Source organism: Cedecea sp. B1(4), assembly GCF_059414925.1.
In genome coordinates this window covers 1-467 of sequence record NZ_JCAHMZ010000216.1, presented here as the reverse complement: position 1 = coordinate 467, position 467 = coordinate 1, and the positions used below count along the sequence as shown (strand labels likewise).

The following is a 467-nucleotide window of genomic DNA, read 5'->3' as shown; positions in this document are numbered from 1 at the left end:
GCGCATCGCCGAATCTGATGCTGCCAGGGCGCGGCGATGGCGGCCGGCGCTGTAATGGTCCGTCAAGATTGGCTGGCCGGGCTCAATGGCCGCCACCACCTGGCGGGCGCGATCGAATGCCTGACCAGCCTGCGTCTTGAGAGCGGAGGCACGCCGCTTCAAGCCCTCGCGTCGAAGCTCTTGTTTCTGCTCGTACTTGTTCATGTTCATTCCGAAGTTGACGATTGATGTTGTGGTCGGTGAGTCGAAAGCTCACCGTAGCTACATCATAGCCAACCCGCGATTTTTTGTCAAGTCTTTTTACTTGACGAACAGTTTGCTCCACGTGGCCTGAAGATAGCCGCTATAGCGAATCCACCAGGCGATGGACCCGTCCAGGCTAGAACATTCGACAAGTCACTTTACTTGCGTGGTGCCAGAAAGCCGAGCGAGCGGCCCGCCCCGGCAAAGCCTAATATTTTTCGCGC

The 467-nt window shown here is 57.6% G+C and carries 1 protein-coding gene; it reads right to left on the bottom strand.

Annotated elements, in window-relative coordinates; all coding sequences use genetic code 11:
• The coding region (locus ACR6JA_RS22680) for a DUF3560 domain-containing protein (RefSeq protein WP_494599714.1) at positions 1 to 204 on the bottom strand (204 nt) is incomplete at its 3' end.
• Between the last annotated feature and the right edge of the window lie 263 nt (positions 205 to 467).